This window comes from Mesorhizobium metallidurans STM 2683 (genome assembly GCF_000350085.1).
Lineage (GTDB): Bacteria > Pseudomonadota > Alphaproteobacteria > Rhizobiales > Rhizobiaceae > Mesorhizobium > Mesorhizobium metallidurans.
Genome location: NZ_CAUM01000055.1, coordinates 120525 through 143033 on the forward strand (window position 1 = coordinate 120525; position 22509 = coordinate 143033).

A 22509-nucleotide genomic window follows, 5' to 3' on the forward strand; every position below is an offset into this window, starting at 1 on the left:
GCGACTTCATCGCTTCAGCAGAAACACCGCTTGCTGGCCGAAGAAATTCCAGAACCACCACGGCATGGAGAGGCCGATCTTCTGGCCGTTGCCGTCGAGCGCGGTCGCCTTTTCGACAGTGGCGCCGAGTTCGTTGCACAGATTGACGAAGTCGCGAACGGTGCAGAAATGGATGTTGGGCGTGTCGTACCAGGAGTAGGGCAGATCGTCGTTCACCGGCATCCGCCCCTGGATGAACAGCGAGAGGCGCACCCGCCAGTGGCCGAAATTCGGGAAAGAGACGATGGCGCGGTTGCCGATCCTGAGCAACTCGTCGAGCACCAGCTTGGGGTTGCGGGTCGCCTGCAGCGTCTGCGACAGGACGACGAAATCAAACCCCTTGTCGGGATAGAATTCGAGATCCGTGTCGGCGTCGCCCTGGATGACGGAGAGGCCGCGCGCCACGCATTCGTTGACGCCGCGCTGCGACAATTCCATCCCGCGGCCGTCGACCTGCTTGGTCTCCTGCAGCAATTCGAGCAGCAGGCCGTCGCCGGAGCCGACGTCCAGCACCCGCGACCGAGGCGGGATGAGACCGGCGACGACTTCGAGGTCGACGCGCTGGGCGCGGTTGACGCTCATGGATGGACCCTCTGCCTGGCGCATGATCCTGATCCGGAAAGTCTGCAACTTTCCGGGGTCATGCGCTGATGCCTGCCGCTTGATACCAGTCCGGAGAGCACGCGGTTTTCCGAGCTCATAGGCTGAGTCCCCTGGCGCGCGCGGCCGAGGCGATGAAGCCGTTGATGGCGGCGAACAGCTCCGGCTCGTCGAGCAGGAAGGCGTCGTGGCCGCGGTCGGTCTCGATTTCGACGAAGGAGACCGAGGCGCCGGCCGCGTTCAGCGCATGGACGACCGAGCGGCTCTCCTCGGTCGGGAACAGCCAGTCGCTGGTGAAGGAGACCAGGCAAAAGCGGGTCCTGGTGCCGGCGAAGGCATCGGCCAGCCGTCCGCCATGGTCGGCGGCAAGATCGAAATAGTCCATCGAGCGGGTCATGTAGAGATAGGAGTTGGCGTCGAAACGGTCGACGAAGGTCATGCCCTGATGGCGCAGATAGCTTTCGATCTGGAAGTCGGCGTCGAAACCGAAGGTCAGCGCGTCGCGGTCCTGCAAATTGCGGCCGAATTTCCGGTGCAGGGCGACCTCCGACAGATAGGTGATGTGAGCGGCCATGCGCGCCACCGCCAGCCCTTTTTCAGGCCGCTTGCCATGCTCGAAATATTTGCCGCCATGCCAGTCAGGGTCGGCCATGACGGCTTGCCTGCCGACCTCGTGGAAAGCGATGTTCTGCGAGGAATGGCGGGCGCCGGTGGCGATCGGCAGCGCCGAGAAGACGCGTTCCGGATAGCTCGACGCCCATTGCAGCACCTGCATGCCGCCCATCGAGCCGCCGAGCACGCAGAACAGTTTTTCAATGCCGAAATGGTCGATCAGCATGAGCTGCGCCCGCACCATGTCGCGGATGGTGATGACCGGCAGATCGAGCCCATAAGGCTTGCCGGTGGCGGGATTGATCGAGGCGGGACCGGTGGAGCCGAGGCAGCCGCCGACGACATTGGAGCAGATGACGAAGAAGCGGTTGGTGTCGATGATCCTGCCGGGGCCGATCAGCACCTCCCACCAGCCGGGCTTGCCGGTCACCGGATTGGTGTTGGCGACGTGCTGGTCGCCGGTCAGGGCGTGGCAGACGAGGATGGCGTTGGAACGGGCATCGTTCAGGGTGCCATAGGTCTGGTAGGCGATCTGGAACGGCGACAGCAACGTGCCGGCGTCGAGCTTGAGCGGCTTGTCGGCGCCGAAACGCAACACCGGGCTCGACGGCTGGTCGGCCTCATTGTTGGTTTTTCGAGCGCGCAGAGCGGCCATTACATCCTCTTACACTCGCATCGAGCTGCGAAGGTCGCTTGCGATCTTCGCACCGATGCGGTCGTCCGGCCGGTTGCGGACAACAAAAAACCGGCAACGCCATCGCAAAGCCGGTTACAGGATGCAAACGGCCCTTTAGCGAGTTGTTTAACGTGGCTGCAAGCCGACCGGCCAAATCACCACGGAATTTCGCTCTCTTCTAAGACCGGCGCGCGCCGGCGTCAACGGCCACCGATGACACGGCCACCGATGATTTGCCACCTCTCGACATTCCGGGCCATGGCTTGTATTTCCGCTGCGGCTTCCGGACGGAAGCATTCTCGATGGATTTTTGACATGAACCAGAGACCGGATCAGGCACGTCCAACGCCCCGCGCGGGGATCATGGACATCGAAGCCTATGTGCCTGGCAAGAGCACGGCGCCGGCCGGCGTGGCGAAAGTCCACAAATTGTCGTCGAACGAGAACCCGCTCGGCCCCTCGCCGAAGGCGGTAGAGGCCGCGCGCGAGGTCGCAGCCAGGCTCGACGTCTATCCCGACGGCACCGCCAGGCGCCTGCGGGAGGCCATCGCCGAGGTGCACGGCCTGAATGCGGCAAACATCGTCTGTTCCAATGGTTCCGACGAGATACTGGGCCTGCTGGCGCAGACCTATCTCGCGCCCGGCGATGAAGCCGTTATCACCGAGCACGCCTTCTCGATCTACAAGATCTACATCCGGTCGGCGGGCGCGACGCCCGTGTCGGTCAAGGAAACCGACGAGCGCGCCGACGTTGATGCGATCCTCACCGCCGTGACGCCGCGCACCAGGATCATTTTCCTCGCCAACCCCAACAACCCGACCGGCACCTATATGCCGTTCCAGGAGGTGCGTCGGCTGCATGCCGGACTGCCCAAAAACGTGCTTCTGGTGCTCGATGCGGCTTACGCCGAATATGTGCGCCGCAACGATTATGAAGCCGGCATCGAGCTGGTGGGCGGAACCGAGAACGTGGTCATGACCCGCACCTTCTCCAAGCTCGGGCTTGGCGGCGCGCGGATCGGCTGGATGTACGGCCCCATGCACATCGTCGACGCTATCAACCGCATTCGCGGTCCCTTCAACGTCAACGCGACGGCGATCGAGGCCGGCATTGCCGCGATCCGCGACCGCGCCCATGTCGAGCGCAGCGTGGCGCATAACGAAACCTGGCTCGCCTGGTTGAGCGAGGAACTGACAAAGCTCGGGCTGCGGGTGACGCCGAGCGTCGGCAATTTCATCCTCATCCACTTTCCCGAGGACAAGAAGCATTCGGCGGCCGCCGCGGACGACTATCTCACCCAGCGCGGCTATATATTGCGGCGCGTTTCCGGCTACGGCTTCCCGAATGCGCTGCGCATGTCCATCGGCACCGAAGAAGCCAATCGCGGCGTTGTCGCCGCACTCACGACATTCCTGAAAAGCTGAAACCCCGAAAAGCTGAAACAATGACGTCACCGATGTTTGAAAAGATCGCGCTGGTCGGTATCGGCCTGATCGGCTCGTCGCTGGCCCGCGTCATCAGCCGTGAGGGCCTGGCCCGGCATGTCGCCATCGCGACGCGCAGTGAAACCACGCTGGCGCGTGCCAGGGAGCTGGACCTCGGTTCCTCCTACACCATGGATGCCGGGGAAGCGGTCCGCGACGCCGATCTGGTTATCGTTTCGGTGCCGGTCGGTTCCTCGGGCGAAGTCGCGGAGGAGATTGCGCCGGCGCTGAAAAAGGGCGCCATCCTCACCGATGTAGGCTCCACCAAGGCGTCCGTCATCGCGCAGATCGAGCCGCATGTGCCCGATGGCGTGCATTTCATCCCCGGCCATCCACTGGCGGGTACGGAGAAATCGGGACCGGACGCCGGCTTCGCCGAACTGTTCGAAAACCGCTGGTGCATCTTCACGCCGCTGCCCGGCACCGATCCGGCGGCGTTGGAAAGGCTTTCGGAATTCTGGCGCCGCTGCGGCTCCAACATCGACACGATGGATCCGCAGCACCACGACATGACGCTGGCCATCGTCTCGCATCTGCCGCACATCATCGCCTACAACATTGTCGGCACCGCCGACGATTTGCAGTCGGTGACCAAGTCCGAGGTCATCAAATATTCGGCTTCCGGCTTTCGCGACTTCACCCGCCTTGCCGCTTCCGACCCGACCATGTGGCGGGACGTCTGCCTGCACAACAAGGACGCCATCCTCGAAATGCTGGCGCGGTTTTCGGAAGACCTCGCCTCGCTGCAGCGGGCTATCCGCTGGGGTGACGGCGAGAAACTGTTCGACCTGTTCACCCGCACCCGGGCCGTGCGCCGCTCGATCATCGAGGCCGGCCAGGATATCGACGTACCGGATTTCGGACGGCAGGCGGTCGAGCATCCGGCCAAGGGGTAGGTTCATTCGACCGGCTTGATCTTGCCCAGCGGGATGAAACCCAGCGAGGCCTTGCCCTTGACGATCCTGAGCGGCATCGACGGCTCGTTGCCGAGCAGGGCCAGTCCGGCAAAGCCGGTCTCAATCTGGTTCTTCTGCTCGGGAATGGCCGCGCCGAGGATTGCCGCCACGGCTTTCGGGTCGTTCAGCTTGATCATCAGGTTGGCGTCGATCAGGCCATCGGCATTGACCGAGACCGGTCCGGACATGGTGATACGTGCGGTTCCCGACGACAGATCGAGCTTGGTGATGTCGACAGCCTGGCCGCGCAGGCTCCTGGCTTGCGTCTTGATCAGCGCCACGCCGTTCTTCAGGGTCACGTCGCCGCTGCCGTTGAGCGGCGGCAACACGCGCCCATCAATGGCATCCGAGTCGATTTCGAGATCGGTAAAACTCCCGACATAGCCGATGTCCTGGCCAATTGGACTGAGTTGCCCCGCCGCCGTCCCGGCGCTGAACAGTTCGACCGGGTCGGTGCCGTCCGCAGGGTCGGTCTGGCCGGACAGGCCCTTGGCCTCCAGCGAAACGCGCCGCGGCAAGGGCCAGGACACTTTCATGCCAGCCCGCAGATTGTCCCAGTCGATCCACAGCGGCGCCATGCCCGGAAACGAGGTTCTGAGCGGCCCGCGCAATTCGGCAAAAGGCGACAGGATCCGGGTGATCTGCGTGACGGCATTGAGGCTGCCGCTCGAAACGGCGACGTTCCTGGTGTCGTCCTGATACGCCAGATTGTCACAGGAAATGGCGAAGCTCAGTGGATAGCCGCTGACCGTGAGATTGGCGCAGTCAGCGTCAATGCCATTGCCGTTGAGCTCGGCCACGGCTTTGTCGGTTTCGCTCCTGACCTTGTCGGCCAGGTAGAACCAGCCGGCGCTGTAGATGCCGAACAGCACGGCGAGGAAGGCGGCAAGCCAGAAGAGGCGACGGCGAAAATTCGGCGGGCGCTCTTCACTTGACGTCATGCTGCGGCTCTCGTTAACGCGTGTTTGCAGGTATCGCTTCCGGCAACAGAGATAGACGGAGACGATTGAAAAGACACCGATTCCGGTGCGGTGCCGCAGTCAGGCTTGGCGATATGGGCGATTTTTGGGTTTTTGGCTATGGTTCGCTGATCTGGCGGCCGGGATTTGCGCATGTCGAGACGCGACGCGCGCGTCTTCACGGCTACCGCAGGTCGCTTTGCGTCTACTCCTTCGTGCATCGCGGCACACGCGAGCGCCCCGGCCTGGTGCTCGGCCTCGACCGCGGCGGCTCCTGCATCGGGCTGGCTTTCCGCGTCCCCGGCGAGCTGCGCGACGAAGTCATCGCCTATCTGCGCGAGCGCGAGCTGGTCACCAGCGTCTATCTCGAGCGCATGCTTAGCATTCGCCTCGACAATGGCGGTACGAACGGAGGTGATACAAACGGGGGCGAGACGGTCTCGGCGGTCGCCTATGTCGTCGACCGCACCCACGAGCAATATGCCGGCGCGCTCGATGCGGCCGATGCGGCGACCGTCGTTCGCGGCGCCGTCGGCCAGTCGGGAAAGAACGAGGATTACGTGCTCAGCACGCTGGAGCATCTCGAGGCGCTGGGGATCCACGACCACTGGCTGGAAGAGGTGGCGAAACGGGTCGCGCCTTTGTGAAGCACGGGCTGATTGGAAAAGACGGCTGAGCCTTTGACGTCCTCGCGGCGCGACATAGGTTAGAGCCGTCACGGGCTTCTCGCCCGACCCTTTCCATCCTCACGGAGATCAGTCTTGCAGAAACGTCGTCTCGGTCAAACCGACCTGTCCATCGCGCCGCTGGTTCTGGGCGGCAACGTCTTCGGCTGGACCGCCCACGAGAAAACCTCCTTCGACCTGCTCGACCGGTTCGTCGACGCCGGCCTCAACGCCATCGACACCGCCGATTCCTATTCGCGCTGGATTGCCGGCAACAAGGGCGGCGAATCCGAGACCATCATCGGCAAATGGATGAAGAGCCGCGGCAATCGCGACAAGGTCGTGGTGATCACCAAGGTCGGGTCGGATATGGGGCAAGGCAGGAAGGACCTTTCCGCCGCCTATATCGAGAAAGCCATAGACGCGTCGCTGAAGCGGCTGCAGACCGACGTCATCGACCTCTATCTGTCGCACTGGCCGGACCCGGCCACGCCTTACGAGGAAACGCTCGGCGCCTACCAGAAGCTGCTGGCCAAGGGCAAGATCCGCTACGCCGGCGCTTCCAATCTCGATGCCGGCCAGTTGCGCGCAGCAATCGATGTGGCAAGCCTGCGCGGCTTGCCGCGCTATGCGGTGCTGCAGCCGGAATACAATCTCTATGACCGCTCGTCCTTCGATGGCGCGCTGCACGATTTGTGCGTGGCCGAGAATATCGGCGTCATTACCTATTTCAGCCTCGCCAAGGGCTTTTTGAGCGGCAAGTACCGCAGCGAGGCCGATCTCGGCAAAAGCGCACGCGGCGGCGGCGTCAAGGATTATCTCAACGCACGCGGCATGCGCATCCTGGCGGCCCTCGACGCGGTATCGGCCCGACATTCGGCCAAACAGGCGGAAGTGGCGCTCGCCTGGGTGACCGCGCAGCCCGGCGTGACCGCCCCGATCGCCAGCGCCACGACGCTCGATCAGGTCGACAGCCTGGTGCGCGCGGCATCGTTGAAGCTCGGTGCGGACGATATGGCCGAGCTCGACAAAGCGAGCGCGTAAGCCGCAATCTGAAGCCGCTTGTCCCTCCTTAGAGACATTCCGCCGGCCGCAGATGCACGATCGTTCAAGACGTCCGGCGTGACCTCGCCGTACCGTCCCTGCATTGTCGCAAGATGCAGGGACGCCAGGTGGCCGAACAGATCTTTTCCCATGCCGAACTATGGCAGCGCTTGCTGACGCTTGTCCTGGCATCTGCGGTGGTCATGGGCAGCCCGGGGCCGGCGACGATAAGCGTTACCGCCGTTGGCGCCGCCTTCGGTTTGCGCGATTCACTCCGTTACGCCTCCGGTGTCACTCTTGGCACGATCGCCGTGCTTTTGGTGGTGGCGACGGGCGTCATGGTAATGCTCGCCTCGGTACCGAAACTCGCGCCGCTGCTGGCCGCGGCGTCCGCAGCCTACATACTCTACCTTGCCTTCAAGATCGCTACGGCCCCGCCTGTGGCGGCGCGCACCGATGGGGCCGCGCTTCCCACATTCCTGGGCGGCTTCCTTCTGGCCGTCGCCAATCCAAAGGCCTATGTGGCGATTGCCGCCGTGTTCGCCGGTACGCCGTCGTCCGATCTCGACGCGCGGCTCAAACTGGCGGTTCTGGCCTTGATGATCGTCGCCATCCACGTCCTGTGGCTTCTCGCCGGGGCAGCGTTTGCGCGCTTCCTGCGCAAGCCGCGCGCCTCGCGGATCATCAATCTGATCTTCGCGGCGACGCTGGTCTTAACCACGGCGCTGGCTGCGTTGCCATGAGGTCAACGCACGCAGCTGAAGACGCCTGAATCAGGCTTTCTTTTTTGCGGCCGCGCCCAATTCGCTCAGCCGCTTCACCGCCGTCGGCGGCATGGGCGGCGGGTTTGGCGAGCGTGAGGCCTCGACGAGCAGCTGGTCGCAGACGGCTTCCGTCTCGCCGATCAGCCGTTCCATGAATTCCTCCTTGTCCAGTCCCGGCGGGATCGGCGGCAGGAAGCGGGCCTTGATGGTGCCGGGATAGCGCATGAATTTCCGGCGCGGCCAATAGAGGCCGGCGACATGGGCGACCGGCACCACCGGAACGCCAAGCTGCGCATAGAGCTCGACGATGCCATATTTGTAGGCTGGTTCGTCGCCCGGCGCCCGGCGCGTGCCCTCGGGATAGATGATCAGCTGGCGGGGGTTGCGCGCCATCTCCTGCCTGGTGGCGGTTACCACCGCCTTCAGCGCTTTCGAACGGCTGCCGCGGTCGACCGGGATCATCCGCATCTTCATGATGTACCAGCCGAAGAACGGGATCCAGGTCAGCTCCCGTTTGAGGATGTAAAGCGGGTCCTTGAGGAAGGGAAAGAAGGCGATCGCGTCCCAGAAGGACTGATGCTTGGGCGCCAGGATGAAGGAGCCTTCGGGCAGGTTTTCCAGCCCGGTGATGTCGTTTCCGGTGCCGGCGATCTTGTCGTGGAGCCACATCGAGGTGCGCGACCAGAATTTCGGCACAAACCAGGCGCGGTGGCGCGGCGACAGAAAATAGTAGGGCGTCCAGAGGATCATCTGGACGATCAAATTGACGTAGAAGACGAGATTGAACGCCAGCGAGCGGATATAGAGCATGTGGGAAGTGCCCGGTGAGGAGGTGTGCGTTGGTTACACCAAGCGCGGGCAAAAAGGAAACGGCGCGATGGGTGGAGATCGATCCGGCCGGGCAATGAGCCGCTGCCCGCCCCTTCTCCCAGTCTACGATCTGCTTCAAGTCTACCACGTTGCCTGTGCCAGGCGCTCCTTGAGGCGTGGGGCGGCGAAATCGAGGAAGGCGCGCAGTTTCACCGGCAGCAGGCCCTGGCCGGCATGCACGAGGTTCACCGGCCATGGCTGCGGCTCGAACGCCTCCAGCACCGGGCAGAGCGTGCCCGACCGCACCGCAGCCGCAATCTGGTATGAAAGCACCCTCGTCACCCGACGCCGGCAATCGCCGCATCGATCGCGGCTTCCGCCGTGTTGACCCGAAGTCGGGAGCGGATCGGGACAGCTCGTTCGGTCTTGCCAGCGGCAAAGGTCCATGTGGCGGGAGAGGTCAGCCCCTCGAAGGCGATGCAGCTGTGCGCCGCAAGGTCGTTCGGGGTCTTCGGCGTGCCGTGTTCGGCCTGATAGGCCGGGCTCGCGCAGACAACGCGACGGATCGAGCCGACGCGGATGGCGACCAGGCTTGAATCAGGAAGCTGGCCGATGCGGATGGCGAGATCAATGTGTTCCTCGATCAACTGGGTTATCCGGTCCGCAAGCGTCAGTCGGATGTCCACCTCGGGGTAGGCCGCGAGGAAGCCGGTGACGACCGGCAACACGTGCAGGCGGCCCAAGACGATCGGCGCGGTGACGATCAGTTCGCCGGTCGGAGCGCTGTATTCGCCTGCGGCGGCACGCTCGGCCTCGCCGACCTCACCCAGAATGCGGCGGCAGGCAGCGAGATAGGCGTGGCCGGCATCGGTCAGCGTCAGCCGCCGCGTCGAGCGGTTCAGGAGACGCGTCTTCAGATGCCGCTCCAGGTCGGAGACCTTGCGGCTGACCGTTGCCAGCGGAGTGCCGAAATGGCGCCCCGCAGCCGAAAGGCTGCCGGTCTCCGCGGCGGCGACGAAAAGCGACATGGCTTCGAAGCGGTCCATAATTCTTCCGGAAAATGGAAGGATATATTGCAAATATGCCAATCTGCATCCGGAATATGGAAGGCCTCTTCCTCTCGACGGCCAATGGCGATGGCCAGCCCTACATCCAGCATCGCGGCGGGCCAGCCGGCTTCCTCAAGGTGCTCGACGAGCGGACGATCGGTTTCGCGGATTTCGCACAGGCAATTCATCACCCAGGGCAATCTGGCCGACAATCCGCGCGCCTTCCTGTTCCTGATCGACTATGCGCACCGGCAGCGCATCAAGATCTGGGGCGAAGCGCGCGTGGTCGAGGACGACGCGGAACTGATGGCGAAGCTGATGCCGGAAGGCTACAAGGCGCGCCCCGAGCAGATCATCCGGTTTGCGGTCTCGGCCTGGGATGCCAATTGCCCGCAGCACATCCCGCAACGTTTCGAAGCGGCCGATGTGGCCGCGGCGCTGGCCGAACGGGACAAGCGTATCGAATGGCTCGAACGGGAGATCGCGCGTCTGCGCGGAGCTTGGGGCATCACATTCAGGAAATGATGCTGCCCGCAGGCCGGACTGTGGCTCAGTTGCCCGACGTAGCCTCGGCCAGCGCGATACCGTCAGGCGTTGGCTTGAACGGCACGATGCCGCGCGCCAGCGCCAGCAGGTACTTGTTGTATTCGGTGAACAGCACGCGCAATGCCTTGGGCTTGGTCAGCCAACCGCCATTGTCGAGATTGGTGTTGACCACCGGGTAGGGCTCAAGCTTGGCCTTGCGCAGCAGCCTGCCCATTTCCAGCAGGCTGCGCGGCATGTGATAGTTGTTGGTGACGAGAATCACGGTGCCATAGGCGTGGTCTTCCACCCATTTGGCGCTTTCCTCGGCATTGCCGATCGTGTCGAGCGCGGCTCGGTCGATGTCGACGCAGCAGGAAAACAGTTTCTTGTCGCCACCTGTCGCGGCTTGCAACTGGCGGCGGCTGGCGGAAGGATGCACGCCGCTGATCAGCAGCCGCTCGCCCTTGCCGGACGCGAGCAGGCTCATCGCCGCGTCGAGACGCGACTGGCCGCCAGTCAAGACGATGATGGCATCGGCCTTTGCCGGATTGGCAGGCGTCGTCAGATTGCTGACAGTATTGGCAAAGAGAGCAAAGCCGCCGACAAACAGCGCCATCAGCCCGAGCAGTGCGAAGGCGCAGACACGGATGACGGAACTTAGCCGGCCCAGCTTGCCAAAGCCATGCGCGCGCATGACCAACACGGGCATGCGTCCAGCCGTATCGATCGAGTCCCTCGCGTCCATCATCTCATGGTTAACCCCGAATTGCGGCCTTTGGTAGGTCGAAGTCGCACTTTGCGTTACGGCAGGTTTTCATCCGTGATCGATACTTTTGCGCATGTCGTAGTTGGGCGGTGTGCATTAGCCGGCGTCCGGTTGGCGAACATCGATGTCGCTGAGATAGGCAACGACGGTGACGTGGGAGGTTGCCGCCGTCAGGGCGCCGATGACCAGCACCATGAGGGCGACGCCGAGATAGCCTGCCGAACCGATGGCGAAATTGCCGAACAGGGCAGTCGCCTGGTCGGCCTGCGGCGTCGCCATGTTGCGCGACGACCACCAGGAGAAGACGATGAAGACGAGTATCGCCGCCGCACCGCCGGCGGTCGCGCCCTTCATGCCGGTGACCAGGAAATGCTGGCGGAATTCGCGGGCGATGAAGCGCGCCTCGGCGCCGACGAAATGCAGCACCTCGATGATGTGGCCATTGCCGGCCATGGCGCCGCGCGTCGCGAACACCACGGTCAGCACGGTTGCCGACAGCATCAGCACCAGCACGGCGATGCCGATGGTCACCGTCGTGCGGGCCATGGCGACCAGACGATCGACCCAGGTGCGATGGTCGTCGAGGGACGCACTCGGCAACTTCGGGGTGATCGCCGCGCGCATGGCGGCAAAGTCGGGCGGGTTGTTCTCGTCGATGGTGACGATGATCAGACGTGGCACCGGCAGTTCGTCGATGTCGAGGCCCGAACCCAGCCACGGCTCCAAAAGCCGGGCCGTGGCGTCGCGGTCGATGATCCTTGTAGCCTTCACGCCCGGAAATTCGCCGGCGATCCCGGAGGCCTGGGCAAGGGCTGCCTCCATGTCGAGACCCTCGACCGGCTTGATCTGGATCGTCGCCTCACGCGAAATCTGGTTCTCCCAGACCGAAGCGGTGTCGCGCACCAGCGTCACCGCGCCGAAGGTCAGGCAGGAGAGGAACGTCATGATGGCGATGACCAGCACCAGCGCCCGGCCGGCGATGTTCTGCGCCGGCACGATCGGCGCCATCTTGCGCTGGGCGCGGGGTTTTATCCCGGTCTCTTCGATGCCCTGATCCTGAAGATGTTCGGCGGGAAGGTCAGTCATAGATATCCAACCTTCCGCCGGCCAGAATCATGCGCCGTGCGTCGACCTGCTCCATCAGGCCGAGGTCGTGCGTTGCGATCACCACCGCGGTGCCCAGCCGGTTGAGTTCGATGAACAGCCTGAGCAGGCGTCGCGCCAATGGCGGATCGACATTGCCGGTAGGCTCGTCGGCCAGCAGGATCTCGGGCTGCTCGATCAGCGCCCTGGCGATCGCGGCACGCTGCTTCTCGCCGCCCGACAGCACCGGCGGCAGCACATGCATGCGTTCGCCAAGGCCGACCCATTTCAGCAATTCGGTGACATCGGTGCGGTAGCTCATTTCCTCGCGCCCGCGCACGCGCAGCGGCAAGGCGACATTCTCGTAGGTCGTCATGTGGTCGAGCAGGCGAAAATCCTGGAACACAACGCCGATGCGCCGCCGCAGGTGCGGCAGTTCGGCGCGCGAGATGCGCGAACGGTCCTTGCCGAAGATGGTGATCAGCCCGCGTGTCGGCTTGAGCGACATGAACAAAAGCCGCAGCAGCGTCGTCTTGCCCGCGCCAGAAGGCCCGCTCAGGAACTGGAAGGAACGCTCCGGTATGTGCAGGGAAATGTCGCGGAGAATCTCCGGGCCCATGCCATAGCGGAGGCCGACATTTTCGAAGCGGATCACGTTCGACGACCTGAAACTTGCGGTGGCGAAACGCCAGCCTTTTCCTGGGAAAGACCATCGGCCGGCATGGTTAACCCTTGGTTAATTTTCGATGTTTTTCGGTTTATCACTGGGGTTCCGGTGGGGAAGCGTTAACCATTTCCGTTTACGCAAAAGAAACGAAGAGCGAACAAGTGGTGTAGTGCTGGGCCATGATGGCTGAGGATAGAACCGCGCGCCCGGTTTCCGGCGAAATCATGACGGATATGGTGCCGGAACGCGTCATGCGTGGTGCAGCCGACGACATTGTCGAAGCCGACTACGAGGTGCTGCCGCGCGCTGCCACTGATATCGATCCTTCACCGCCGCCCTCGCGCGTGACCGACACGCCATCGATCGAAGGCATGGACATGCTGCGCAAACCCGAAGCCGCCACGGAGCGGCCGCTGGCATCGCGCGGCGGGCCGATCTTCTGGATCGCCGGCCTTAGCGCCGCCTTTGCGGCCTTCTGGGTCTCGGGTGGCCACGCGCTGGTGCGCCATGCGCCCCTCTGGGCTGTTGAACAGCCGTCCAGCGCCGCACTCGGCATTTCCGGCGTCACCTCCCGCGTCGATGCGTCCGGTCCCTATCCGGTGTTGTTTGTCAACGCCGAGGCGACCAATGACGGGACCAAGGTTGCGCAATTGCCGCCACTGGAAATCCGGGTCACCGGCAATGACGGGCGCGTCACCCGATACACGCTGGGGATATCCAATCGTCCACTGGCGCCCGGCGAAAGATTTGGCTTTTCCAGCAGACTCGACGTGCCTAGAAACGGCGTGAAGGCGGTTTCGGTGACTTTCGCCAGTTAGCGTGTGTTGATATTCAGGTTATGCCTGAATATCAACACGCCCCAGGCGGTCATTGGGGGAAGCAAAGAATGCCAATCGTGCGCGGCAAGGACATTGAAGTCCTGTTTTCGGCATCGGCGATCGCCCGCCGCAATCTGGAACTGGCCAAGGAGATCGCCGGGCACGATTACCAGGATCTTCTGGTGATTTCGGTGCTGAAAGGCTCGTTCATCTTCGCCGCCGATCTCATCCGCGCCATGCATGATGTCGGCCTGTCGCCCGAGGTCGAGTTCATCTTCATCTCCAGCTACGGCGCCGGCACCAGCAGCGGCGAGGTGAGGGTGCTGCGCGACATCGATAATGAGGTCGCCGGCCGCGACGTGCTGTTGATCGACGACATTCTCGAATCCGGCAAGACCTTGTCCTTCACCCGCGACCTGATGCTGTCGCGCGGCGCCAGAAGCTGCGCCATCGCCGTGCTGCTCGACAAGTACATGCGCCGCCAGACCGCGCTCAAGGCGGATTATGTCGGCTTCGACTGTCCCGACTATTTCGTTGTCGGCTACGGCATGGATGTCGCCCACGCCTTTCGTGAGCTGCCGTTCGTCGGCATCGTCAAAGGCGACGCCTAGATTTATTTTTGACGCCGTTCGTGGTTCAGGAAAAGTCAACTTTTCCCCGCCAAACATCGCGCCATGGCAAAGCTCCTGATCGTCGAGGACGATGAGTCCGTCCGCACCCTCGCCGCCCGCGCACTTGAACGCGCTGGGCACAATGTTGCTATCGCCGCCGACGGCGCACAGGGGCTTGCCCTGATCCGCGCCGCATCTGGCGGCTACGACCTCGTTCTGTCCGACATCCGCATGCCGGAGATGGACGGCATCGAGATGGCCAAGGCGGCGGCCGCTCTCTTTCCGGCGATGAAGATCATGCTGATGACCGGCTTTGCCGACCAGCGCGAGCGTGCCGAGGAACTGAACGGCATCATTCGCGATGTCGTGCAGAAACCGTTCACGCTGGCCGAAATCCGCGCACGGGTCGAGCAGACGCTCGCCTGTTTCGCCTGATCAGGCTCATACGGGATCGCAGGTAGCCGCAATTGCCGGTCCGCTGGTCCGCCGCCGGCCGGCATTCAGCGCGAACAGACCGGCGCCGATGATGAGCGCCGCGCCGATGACGGTGGTCGCCCGCGGCACCTCGGCAAAGAACAGGAAACCCCACAGCGGCGTCCAGATGATGCCGGTGTATTCGAAGGTGGCGACGCGGTTGGCGGGCGCCAGCCGGTAGGCCTGCGACAACAGGATCATCCCGGCCGAGGCGACGAAGCCACAGGCACCCATCTTCAGGAAATCGGCCGTCGTCGGCCAGATCCATGGCCTGACCAGGAATTCGAGGCTGGGATGGACGGCATGGGTTATGCCGGCCATCCAAAACAATCCGGCGACCACCGCAGCACCCACCAGATAGGCGCCGTTCTGATAAAACGCCATGACGGTGGAGGATTCGGTGTCGCCGATCTTGCGGGCCATCAGCTGCGAAAAGCCGTAAAGCGCCGCCGAGGCCAGCGACAGCAGCGCCGCCCAGTCGAACAGTCCGGCACCCGGGCGCAACATCACGAGCACGCCGAGCAGGCCGACCAGGACAGTGGCCAGCGTCCGCCAGGATACATGTTCGCCAAGGTAGGGTCCGGCCAGCGCCATGATGAACAGCGGCGCCATGAAGTAAAGCGCCACGGCGTCAGCCAAGGGCAGGGCGGCGATCGCCAGATAGTAGACCGTGTAGGACGAGAACTGGATGAAGGCGCGCATCGTCAGCATGCCAAACCGCTTCGACAGTATTGCCGGCAATCCGACATCGGCGTGGACGAGAAAAATCAGGATCGGCAAGGCGACGATCGAGCGAATCGCCATCACCTCGGTCACCGGATAGGTGCTCGATACGGCCTTGACCAACGGATCCTGGAGCGAGAACACAAGCACGCCGAGGCAAAGGCTTGCCATGCCGAGGACGATCCGGTTCTGCATGTTATTTCAAAGGCTCCTTGCCCGCGGCTCGAAATCCGAATTGCTCTAATTATTGCTATGCATGCATGTCGTTGTCCCAAAACCGCTGCGCACTTTTGGGCGACATGCATCAAAAAGAACCCGCCACCGTTTCGGGCAGCGGGCATGAGTGAGGACTCTTCAAATTGGTCCGCTGCCGATTTCGCGGCCGCATATCCAATGGGTGGACGGACTATCGTCTCGCGGTTGACATGTTGCAAACGAATTGGAATGATGTCTGTAATCAGATTTTCTTATGGCGGACAGCATGCGGCCAACCTTGGACAGTGACCTGCTGCGCACCTTCGTCGCGGTTGCCGACACCGGCAATTTCACCAAGGCGGCCGAGCAGGCCGGCCGCACCCAGTCGGCGGTCTCGATGCAGATGAAGAAGCTGGAAAGCCTGGTCGGCGACAGCCTGTTCGAGCGTGGCTCGCGCGGCGTGGCGCTGACGCGCCGTGGCGGCGAGCTCATCGGCAATGCCCGGCGCATCGTGTCGCTGCTCGAGGAGACCGCGGCGTCAATGGCCGCGGCGCCGCTTGGCGGGCCGGTGCGCATCGGCATCCCGGAAGAATATGGGCACGCCATCCTGTCGCGTGCGCTCGGCGCCTTTGCCAAGCGTCATCCGCAGGTCGAAGTCACCGGCCGCTACGCGCATTCCGGCGCACAGATAGCGGCGCTCGCCACTGGCGAGCTCGATCTGGCGGTGGTGTTCGAATGGCAGGATCTTTCGGGCGGCGAGGTGCTGATGCATGATCCGACCGTATGGGTGACGTCCGACCTGCATCACATGCATGAAGAGCGGCCGGTGCCGATCGCGCTCTACAACCGCGCCGGCTGGTGCAAGGATTTCGCCATCAAATCGCTGGAACAGCGCGGTCTTGCCTATCGCGTCGCCTATACCAGCGACACCAATGGCGGCCTGCGGCTCGCCGTCACCTCAGGATTGGCGATCGCGCCGATCTCGCGCAGCAACATACCGGCCGGCTGCCGGGAGCTGAGCGCGGCCGACGGGTTCGGCGACATCGACGCTTCGAATGTCGTGCTGCGCCGCAATCCGAACGCTTCCGGCGAGGCCATAGACGGTATGCAAGAAGCAATCCGCGAGGCGTTCACCAACCGGTAGAGCAAGTTGCTACCGGATGTCCTCGTAGAAGGTCAGCCGGTTGCCGAATGGGTCGCCGACAGTGATTTCCCTCGTCTTCCACGGCGTTTCTTCAAGCCCCGGCCTGGCGAAACGGTACTTCCTGGCCGTCAATTCGCGGTGCAGCCCCGCAATGTCGGCAACCTCGATCCGCACGTGGGCGCCTGGCGCGCCGTCGCCGTGATGTTCGCTCAGATGCAGCACGCAGCCGTCGCGCGAAATCCCCATATAGAGCGGAGCATTGTCGTCGAAGCGGTGCTCGAACTGCACTTCGAAACCGAGGAAGCCGAGATAGAATTCATGCGCCTTGGCGATGTCGAAGATGCGCAGGATCGGGGTGACGGCGCCGAGTTTCACCAGATGGTCTCAATGGCTGTGGCAATAGGAGAGATTATTTCAGCTCCAGCAGCCGCTCCAGATAGCTGCGCTCGATATCCGGGCTGAGCGCATTGCCAAGCCGCTTGCGGATCGCTTCGAGAATCTGGCGGGCGCGCTGGACGTCGATCTCGTCCGGCACCTTCACCGACTCGCCGAAATCGGGGCCCTGGGTGGCGCGCGGCCGGCCGAGCGGATCGCGGTCGGCGTTCTGCTGGCGGCCGCCTTCTCCGTTGGCGCCCTGGTCGCCCTGCATGGCCTGCAATTGCTTCATCATGTCCTTGGCGCCCTTGCGCAACGCCTCCAGCGCCCGACCCTGGTGACCGACCGCCTGATCGCCATCGCCTTCACCAAGCGACTGTTCGGCATTGCCCATGGATTTGCCGGCCTCGCCAAATCCCTCATTGGGCTCGAGACCCATGCCTTCCAGCCCTTTCTTCAGCTGATCGAGGTCGCTTTGCAGCTTGCCCTGGCCTTCCTGCAACTGCTTCAGCGCATCGGCGAATTCCTGTGGCGTCATCGGCTTCGGCCGGCCAAGCGGATCGCGGTCGTCGCCCGGGCCGGGCTTGCCCTGTTCGCCCATCGGGCCCTGCTCGCCATTCTCGCCGAGCTGCTCGTCGCGATTCTCCCCGCGTTGACGCTCGCCACGCTGCATCTGGTCCATGCGGAACGTGTCGTTCATCATCTCCTGCTGGCGCCGCATGATCTCGCCGAGCTTGTCCATCTGCTGGCGCATCTCGCTGTCCTGCTCGCCGCCACCTTCCTGCTGGCGTCCGGCCTGCAGATTGTTCATCATGTCCTGCAGCTGCGAGAGCAGTTGCTGCGCGTTGTCGCGATCGCCTGATTTCGCCAGATTCTCGATCTGGTCCATCATGCGTTCGATGTCGCTCTGGCGCAGTTCCTGGCCGTTCTGCTGCATCTGCGGCGCGTTCGGGTTCTGCTGCGCGCGCGCGGCGAATTCCTGCAGGAACTGGTTCATCGCCTCGCGCAGTTCCTTCATCGCCTTGTCGATCTCTTCGTCGCTGGCGCCCCTCTTGATGGCGTCCTGCAGCGCCTGCTGCGCCTGGCGCAGCCGCCGCTCGGCCGCCGACAGATTGCCCTCCTCGATGCCGAGCGCGATCTCCCAAAGATAAGACACTTCGTCGCGCAGCTGGTCGTCGCTGTCGGCCATCTTCAGGCGGCTGCGGGCGCTCATGATGGCGAGGTAGTGAGCCATGTTGTCGAACGTGTCTTCGGGCCGAAGCGTGATCGCGTCCATCAGGTCGAGCACGCGAGGCTTGCTATTGGCGTCGAGCGCCAGCATGCGGCGCTGCTCGATCACGGCGCGCGCCAGCGGGTTGGAGAACGGCCGCTCCGGCATCGCCAGCGTCTTGGTTTCGCTGGTTGCCGTATGTCCGGCATCATCGGTGGCGACAAGCGTCAGCTTGACTTTGCCGCCGGCCCAGACGTGTTCGGTCAGGTCCTTCGTGGTCTTGGCGGCGTTGGCCTTGCCGCCACGGCGCGGCAATGCGAGGGGCATTTCGGGCGCGCCATAGAGCGGCCGCGCAGTCGGCGCTTGCGGGTCGGCCAAGGCGAAGCTCGCCTTGGCCGAGGCCGCGCCATAGTCATCGTCAATCTGGTAGTTGAGTTCGAAGGCGCCATTGGCGGCACGCTTGGGTTCGCCAACGAAGCGGATCTGCGGCGGCTTGTCGGGGATCACCGCGAAGGCCCAGCGGCCAAGTTCGTCGTCGGCCGATTTCAGCGTCAGCGTGCCATTGGCCGTCAGCTTGCCGGTGAACTGGCGCACCGCGGAGGGAGACGCCGGGTTTGCCGGCGGCTTGGCTGTCGCGGCCTGCGGGTCGATGGCGCGGGCATTGCCGCTGGCGTCGGCATAGCTCAGCGTTTCCTCGCCCGAACCGCCGGTGACGCGCAGCGACACGTCGCTGCCTTCCGGCACGGTGAAGGTGGGCGCCGCCTGATTGACGTTCGTGGCATTGGCGGCGGTGGGGACAGGGGCGGTAAGGAAGATCGGCGGCCTGCCGGTATAGGCAGGCGGCGTCACCCAGGCATCGATGCGCGGCGGCACTGCGTCGCGCGCCGCATTGGCATTGAATCCGTCCGTCATGCGGCCGCCGGACGGCCCGAAGGAAAAGGCAAAGGCGGTGACGAGCAGAAGCGCCACCACTGCGCGCAGCCCCCAGGGGTCGCGCTCAGGCACGCGCGTGCGTGGCAAGTCGGCGCCGAGCCGGTCGAGCTTTTCGGCCATGCGTTTCTGGTGCTCACGCCACAACGCCCGCGAAAAGCCGCTTTCCTTGCCGCTGGGACGGTCGGTTTGCACCAGCACCGGGCTGTGCAGCAATTCATTGGCCGCCTCGATGCGCCGGTCGATCTCGGCGCTCGACGGCACCCGGAAGAAACGCAAGGGATAGAGCGCGGCAAGGGCTGCGATGGCGAATGCCGCGACGACGCCGATGCGGGCCATGTCGGGCAGAAGGGGGAAGAGGCCGAGCCAGGAGACGCTAAGGAACAGGCTGGCGATGATGATCAGCGGCAGCAACAACGGCCAGCCGCGCTCGACCGTCATGGAGACCCGCGTCGCCAGCCGGCTCAGGGCAAGGCGCCCGGCCAGGCTGCGATCGCTGGTGAAGGTGGGTCGTTGCGTCATCGGCCCTTCCTGGTCGGGCGGGATAGCCCGAACCTCACGGGTAGAAGAATACCAACAAACACGGCGAAGGCGAGGCGGTTCCCTAAAACGTGAAGGGGATTGCAGCCATTATTGTCAGAATTTCGCCGGATTCGTGTTCGCGCCACAGACCAGAACGGCAATCCGCTCGCCCGCAGACGGCACGTAACGGCCAGACAGGAGCGCCGCGAAGGCCGCGGCCCCGCCCGGTTCGGAGATGATTCGCACCCGGTCCCAAAGTGCGGCCTGCGCTGCGATGATGTCGTCGTCGCTGACCAGTATGGAGCGTTCGACGAAGGCCTCGGCGATCGGAAACATCTTTTCGCCGACGCGGGCGCCAGCGAATCGGCGGCGATGCCTTCCGCCGGCGCATCGACGGGCCGTCCGGCCTCGAAGGCACGGTACAGCGTCGGCGCGCCTTCCGGCTCAACGGCGATGATCCTGATGCGGCCGGCGAACCAGGCGGCGATGCCGCCGATCAGGCCGCCGCCGCCGACGGCGACCAGAAGCGTGTCGAGTTCGGGCAGGTCTCTCTCGATCTCGAGGCCGAGCGTGCCTTGCCCGACCAGCGTCTCCTCCTGGTTGAAGGCGTGAATCTGCAAGGCGCCGGTCTTTTCAGCGAAGTTTTCGCTGGCGGCCAATGCTTCGGCATAGCGGGCGCCGCCGACAATCAGCTCGGCGCCATAGCCGCGGATACGGTCGAGCTTGGCCGGCGGGCTCACTTCGGGAACGAAGATGGTCGCCTTGTGGCCAAGCCGCATGGCGGCATGAGCGACGGCGGCGCCATGATTGCCGCCCGATGCCGCTACGACGCCGACCTTGGGCACCGGCCGCTCGAGAAGATTGGTGAAGGCGCCGCGCGCCTTGAACGAGCCGGAATGCTGCAGGCATTCGAGCTTCAGGTCGACGCCGAGAGCGGGACGGTCGAAATCGGCCATGTCGATGCGCAGCACCGGCGTGCGGCGCACGAAGGGCCGGATGCGCGTTTCCGTGGCGGCAATGCGTTCGCGCGTAATCGTGTTTTGCATGGTTTGCTCTCGCGTCCCAGGATTGACATTACTTAGTAACTTAGCAAAATGGCTAAATGCAAGAGGTCGACGTCTTCAAAGCGATCGCCAGCGAGCGCAGGCTGCAAATCCTCGACTGGCTGAAGGACCCGCGCGCCCATTTCCCACGCCAAGCCGATGGGGATCTGGTCGAGGACGGTGTCTGCGCGCTGCTGATCGCCGAAAAGCTCGGCATCACCCAGGCGACGCTCAGCGAGCACATGCGGGTGCTCACCCAGGCCGGCCTGGTGCGAGCCAAACGCATCAAGCAGTGGACATTCTATCGCCGCGACGAGGACAGAATCGCCACGACAAGGGCGCTCATTCAGCACCGATTGTAGCCTGCTTTGCGATTTCCGGGGCTACTTCAACCAATCAGGCACAGAATCCAGCCCGATCAGCTCGTCATAGGTCTGGCGTGGGCGCACGACATGGAAACGGTCGCCGTCGACCAGCACTTCCGGCACCAGAAGGCGGGTGTTGTAGGTGCCGGCCTGAACCGCGCCATAGGCGCCGGCGGTGGCGATGGCGATCAGGTCGCCGGCCTTCAGCCGGGGCAGGTCGCGGTCGAGGCCGATATAGTCGCCGGTCTCGCAGACCGGGCCAACCACATCCACCGTCATGCGCGGCGCCGAAGCCGGTTGCTGCACCACCGGCCTTATGTCGTGGAAGGCATCATAGAGCGTCGGCCGGATCAGATCGTTCATCGCGGCATCGACGACGAGGAAGTTCTTGGCGTCGCCTTCCTTCACGAAGATCACTTCCGAGACCAGGATACCGGCATTGCCTGATATCAGCCGGCCGGGCTCGAACATCACCTTCAGCCCGAGCCTGGTGACGTGCTTCCTGACGATCTCGGCATAGGCATCCGGCAGCGGCGGCGGGCTGTTGTCGACGCGGTAGGGAATGCCGAGGCCGCCGCCGAGATCGATGTGCTCGATGGCGTGCCCGTCGGTGCGCAGCGCGCCGACCAGATCCACCAGCAGGGCGAAAGCGTCGTCAAAGGGCTGCAACTCGGTGATCTGGCTGCCGATATGGGTGTCGATGCCGGTGACCTTGATGCCCGGCAGGTCCGCGGCGCGGGCATAGACCTTCCGCGCCTTCTGCCAGGGGATGCCGAACTTGTTCTCGGCCTTGCCGGTGGAGATCTTCTTGTGGGTCCTGGCATCGACATCCGGGTTGATGCGCAGCGAGACCGGCGCGACCTTGCCGAGTGCCGTGGCCCGGGCCGACAGCAGTTCAAGCTCCGGCTCGGATTCGACGTTGAAGCAGAGGATGCCGGCGCTAAGCGCAAAGTCAATTTCGCGGGCCGTCTTGCCGACGCCCGAAAACAGGATCCTGTTGGCCGGAATGCCAGCGGCCAATGCACGGCGCAATTCGCCTTCCGAGACCACGTCGGCGCCGGCGCCAAGCCTGGCCAGTGTGCGCAGCACCGCCTGGTTGGAATTCGCCTTCATGGCATAGCAGACCAGCGCGTCGAGCCCGGCAAAGGCATCAGTGAAGACGCGAAAATGCCTGGTCAGGGTCGCCGTCGAATAGCAGTAGAAAGGCGTGCCGACACTGGCCGCGATATCTGAAATCGCCACGTCCTCGGCATGCAGTACGCCGTCGCGGTAGTCGAAATGGTTCACGAGAATGGTTCCGGAAGTTGGAGCACGATGAGATCGGGCGATCTCATCGGCTCTAGATCTTGTTTTTTCGCGTGATCTTGTCCGAAAAGTCTGCAACTTTTCGGGATCACGC

The 22509-nt window shown here is 63.7% G+C and carries 21 protein-coding genes, 3 pseudogenes and 1 riboswitch; of the genes and pseudogenes, 11 read left to right on the forward strand and 13 right to left on the reverse strand.

From position 1 onward, the window contains the following. Positions 1–6 precede the first annotated feature (6 nt). Together metW and metX are read right to left on the reverse strand one after the other, a co-directional pair. Positions 7–621 carry a methionine biosynthesis protein MetW gene (metW, locus tag MESS2_RS09775; protein WP_008874037.1) on the reverse strand — a complete coding sequence of 205 codons (615 nt, stop codon included), beginning with the start codon at positions 619–621 and terminating at the stop codon, positions 7–9. Positions 622–736: 115 nt separating this feature from the next. Further along, positions 737–1906: a homoserine O-acetyltransferase MetX gene (gene metX, locus MESS2_RS09780; RefSeq protein WP_008874038.1), complete on the reverse strand. Its 1170-nt coding sequence runs from the start codon at positions 1904–1906 to the stop codon at positions 737–739. Between the two features lie 115 nt (positions 1907–2021). After that, a riboswitch (SAM riboswitch) is annotated at positions 2022–2099 on the reverse strand. 143 nt (positions 2100–2242) lie between these two features. Between metX and hisC the strand changes: the two genes are divergently transcribed. Both hisC and MESS2_RS09790 read left to right on the forward strand, forming a co-directional pair. Further along, complete coding sequence (gene hisC, locus MESS2_RS09785; RefSeq protein ID WP_008874039.1) at positions 2243–3352, forward strand: histidinol-phosphate transaminase; 1110 nt, start codon at positions 2243–2245, stop codon at positions 3350–3352. Between the two features lie 20 nt (positions 3353–3372). Next, positions 3373–4308: a prephenate/arogenate dehydrogenase family protein gene (locus MESS2_RS09790; protein ID WP_209436088.1), complete on the forward strand. Its 936-nt coding sequence runs from the start codon at positions 3373–3375 to the stop codon at positions 4306–4308. Positions 4309–4310: 2 nt separating this feature from the next. On the opposite strand, the gene MESS2_RS09795 is transcribed toward MESS2_RS09790, so the two are convergent. After that, complete coding sequence (locus MESS2_RS09795) at positions 4311–5309, reverse strand: DUF2125 domain-containing protein (RefSeq protein WP_008874041.1); 999 nt, start codon at positions 5307–5309, stop codon at positions 4311–4313. A gap of 113 nt (positions 5310–5422) precedes the next feature. Between MESS2_RS09795 and MESS2_RS09800 the strand changes: the two genes are divergently transcribed. The 3 genes from MESS2_RS09800 to MESS2_RS09810 all read left to right on the forward strand — a co-directional run bounded on the left by MESS2_RS09800 (position 5423) and on the right by MESS2_RS09810 (position 7779). Further along, positions 5423–5974, forward strand: a complete 552-nt coding sequence (locus MESS2_RS09800) for a gamma-glutamylcyclotransferase (RefSeq protein ID WP_008874042.1) — start codon at positions 5423–5425, stop codon at positions 5972–5974. Positions 5975–6088: 114 nt separating this feature from the next. Next, complete coding sequence (locus MESS2_RS09805; RefSeq protein WP_008874043.1) at positions 6089–7036, forward strand: aldo/keto reductase; 948 nt, start codon at positions 6089–6091, stop codon at positions 7034–7036. 113 nt (positions 7037–7149) lie between these two features. Beyond that, positions 7150–7779, forward strand: a complete 630-nt coding sequence (locus MESS2_RS09810; RefSeq protein WP_008874044.1) for a LysE family translocator — start codon at positions 7150–7152, stop codon at positions 7777–7779. Between the two features lie 30 nt (positions 7780–7809). Here the strand turns inward: MESS2_RS09810 and MESS2_RS09815 are convergent, their stop codons facing one another. Beyond that, on the reverse strand, positions 7810–8610 hold the full coding sequence (locus tag MESS2_RS09815; RefSeq protein ID WP_008874045.1) for a lysophospholipid acyltransferase family protein: 801 nt from the start codon (positions 8608–8610) through the stop codon (positions 7810–7812). 141 nt (positions 8611–8751) lie between these two features. Beyond that, positions 8752–9656 (reverse strand): annotated as a pseudogene (locus tag MESS2_RS09820) (LysR family transcriptional regulator). Positions 9657–9721: 65 nt separating this feature from the next. On the opposite strand from MESS2_RS09820, the pseudogene MESS2_RS09825 reads away from it, so the two are divergent. Further along, positions 9722–10184 (forward strand): annotated as a pseudogene (locus MESS2_RS09825) (pyridoxamine 5'-phosphate oxidase family protein); the annotation flags it as partial. Positions 10185–10209: 25 nt separating this feature from the next. Here MESS2_RS09825 and MESS2_RS09830 read toward each other — a convergent pair. The 3 genes from MESS2_RS09830 to ftsE all read right to left on the reverse strand — a co-directional run bounded on the left by MESS2_RS09830 (position 10210) and on the right by ftsE (position 12688). Then, the gene (locus tag MESS2_RS09830) at positions 10210–10932 is read right to left on the reverse strand and encodes a YdcF family protein (RefSeq protein ID WP_008874049.1); all 723 of its coding nucleotides are present in this window, start codon (positions 10930–10932) and stop codon (positions 10210–10212) included. A gap of 114 nt (positions 10933–11046) precedes the next feature. After that, a complete protein-coding gene (locus MESS2_RS09835) occupies positions 11047–12036 on the reverse strand; it encodes a cell division protein FtsX (protein ID WP_008874050.1) in 990 nt (329 codons plus the stop codon). After that, entirely contained in the window at positions 12029–12688 is a 660-nt protein-coding gene (gene ftsE, locus MESS2_RS09840) for a cell division ATP-binding protein FtsE (protein ID WP_006328438.1), read from the reverse strand. The genes MESS2_RS09835 and ftsE overlap by 8 nt, the downstream gene beginning before the upstream one ends. A 191-nt stretch (positions 12689–12879) precedes the next feature. Between ftsE and MESS2_RS09845 the strand changes: the two genes are divergently transcribed. From MESS2_RS09845 to MESS2_RS09855, 3 genes are all read left to right on the forward strand, one after another. Then, positions 12880–13518 (forward strand): hypothetical protein, encoded by a 639-nt coding sequence (locus MESS2_RS09845; RefSeq protein ID WP_008874051.1) that lies wholly within the window; start codon positions 12880–12882, stop codon positions 13516–13518. A 68-nt stretch (positions 13519–13586) separates the two neighbouring features. Further along, the gene (hpt, locus tag MESS2_RS09850) at positions 13587–14129 is read left to right on the forward strand and encodes a hypoxanthine phosphoribosyltransferase (protein WP_008874052.1); all 543 of its coding nucleotides are present in this window, start codon (positions 13587–13589) and stop codon (positions 14127–14129) included. Between the two features lie 63 nt (positions 14130–14192). Next, on the forward strand, positions 14193–14564 hold the full coding sequence (locus MESS2_RS09855; protein ID WP_008874053.1) for a response regulator: 372 nt from the start codon (positions 14193–14195) through the stop codon (positions 14562–14564). 6 nt (positions 14565–14570) lie between these two features. On the opposite strand, the gene MESS2_RS09860 is transcribed toward MESS2_RS09855, so the two are convergent. Continuing rightward, positions 14571–15521, reverse strand: coding sequence for a DMT family transporter (locus tag MESS2_RS09860; protein ID WP_008874054.1), 951 nt, complete (start codon positions 15519–15521; stop codon positions 14571–14573). A gap of 286 nt (positions 15522–15807) precedes the next feature. On the opposite strand from MESS2_RS09860, the gene MESS2_RS09865 reads away from it, so the two are divergent. After that, entirely contained in the window at positions 15808–16665 is an 858-nt protein-coding gene (locus MESS2_RS09865; protein WP_040592604.1) for a LysR substrate-binding domain-containing protein, read from the forward strand. A gap of 9 nt (positions 16666–16674) precedes the next feature. On the opposite strand, the gene MESS2_RS09870 is transcribed toward MESS2_RS09865, so the two are convergent. The 3 genes and pseudogenes from MESS2_RS09870 to MESS2_RS09880 form a co-directional block, all read right to left on the reverse strand. Beyond that, on the reverse strand, positions 16675–17043 hold the full coding sequence (locus MESS2_RS09870; protein ID WP_040592589.1) for a glyoxalase superfamily protein: 369 nt from the start codon (positions 17041–17043) through the stop codon (positions 16675–16677). A 31-nt stretch (positions 17044–17074) separates the two neighbouring features. Beyond that, complete coding sequence (locus tag MESS2_RS09875; RefSeq protein WP_008874057.1) at positions 17075–19702, reverse strand: TIGR02302 family protein; 2628 nt, start codon at positions 19700–19702, stop codon at positions 17075–17077. Between the two features lie 114 nt (positions 19703–19816). After that, a pseudogene (locus tag MESS2_RS09880) lies at positions 19817–20748 on the reverse strand (threonine/serine dehydratase). 56 nt (positions 20749–20804) lie between these two features. Here MESS2_RS09880 and MESS2_RS09885 point away from each other — a divergent pair. Then, complete coding sequence (locus MESS2_RS09885) at positions 20805–21107, forward strand: ArsR/SmtB family transcription factor (RefSeq protein ID WP_008874060.1); 303 nt, start codon at positions 20805–20807, stop codon at positions 21105–21107. A 21-nt stretch (positions 21108–21128) separates the two neighbouring features. On the opposite strand, the gene lysA is transcribed toward MESS2_RS09885, so the two are convergent. Continuing rightward, complete coding sequence (lysA, locus tag MESS2_RS09890) at positions 21129–22397, reverse strand: diaminopimelate decarboxylase (RefSeq protein ID WP_008874061.1); 1269 nt, start codon at positions 22395–22397, stop codon at positions 21129–21131. Positions 22398–22509: the final 112 nt, after the last annotated feature.